Annotated in this window: 1 protein-coding gene and 1 pseudogene; both read left to right on the top strand. The window is 72.0% G+C overall.

Annotated features, from left to right (window positions below):
• Window positions 1–97, top strand: a pseudogene (locus ACFY5C_RS42055) (RNA polymerase subunit sigma-24); the annotation flags it as partial.
• 250 nt (window positions 98–347) lie between these two features.
• Window positions 348–1,031, top strand: a 684-nt coding sequence (locus ACFY5C_RS42050; RefSeq protein WP_389455388.1) for a DUF5667 domain-containing protein, incomplete at its 3' end; no start/stop codon positions are given.

Below are 1,031 nucleotides of genomic sequence, written 5' to 3'. Positions count from 1 at the left end.
CGCCCGTGTCATGGGCAAGAACGAGGGTGCCATCAAGACCCTCCAGTACCGGGCCGTCCGCACCCTCGCCCGGCTCCTCCCGGACGACGCGCGCTGACCACACCCCCCTACCGCACCGACACTCTCCGCAATCCCCAACTCACCCACGGTGAAAGTCCGTTGACTTCGCGGCCCGTTCATTCTCCGTCCGTAACCCAAGTGCCGCGCCACTCGTTGTGCGGGATGCAGGCTCCCTGTGGTCACTCCCTGATCCACTTCGATCACCCGATCGTGTGGAATCGATCAGGGGGTGCAACCCTCAGGACCCCCTGGGGAGTCGACCGTCATGACGAGAGGAGGTGCCGCCAGTGATCGCGAACGTATCGGCGCACCGGCGGGCGAGCGCCTTCGCCCAGGCCCTGGAGGAGTCGACCGACCGGGGCACGGCGGCCGAGCAGGCCGAGCAGCCCGGGGGACCGGCACCGGCTGCTGCGGAACAGACCGAGCACGGGAGCCTGTTGGCCCTGGCCACGGGTCTCGGCGAGCTGCCCAAGCCCGTGCTCGACCCCGAGGTCAAGGTCGTGCAGCGAGCCCAGCTCGTGGCCGCGATGGAGGCCATGCTGCAAGAGGGCACCGCGGCGGGCGAGGCCGGCCCCACCCTGCCCGGACAGCGGTCCGAGCGGGCGCGCGGGGCCCACCGGGCGACCCCGATGAGCAGGCTCCGCCCGCGCTCACGCCTCGCCAAGGGACTCACCGCGGGCGGCCTCAGCGTCGGCGTGGCCGCCGGAGCCTTCGGTGGGGTGGCCGCCGCCAGCGGCGACGCCCTGCCCGGCGACTCCCTCTACGGCCTCAAGCGCGGCATCGAGGACTTCAAGCTCAACGTTCTGGCCGACGGCGAGGACGAACGCGGGCGCGTCTACCTCGACCAGGCCTCCACCCGGCTGAGCGAGGCCCGTCGCCTGATGGAGCGCGGCCGCGGCGGCCATTACGACCACGAGTCGCTCGCCGAGATCCGCCGCGCCCTGTCCGGCATGCAGCACGACGCCTCCGAA

The organism is Streptomyces sp. NPDC012935 (assembly GCF_042900345.1).
Classification (GTDB): Bacteria; Actinomycetota; Actinomycetes; order Streptomycetales; family Streptomycetaceae; genus Streptomyces.
This window is presented reverse-complemented; position numbering and strand designations above follow the sequence as displayed.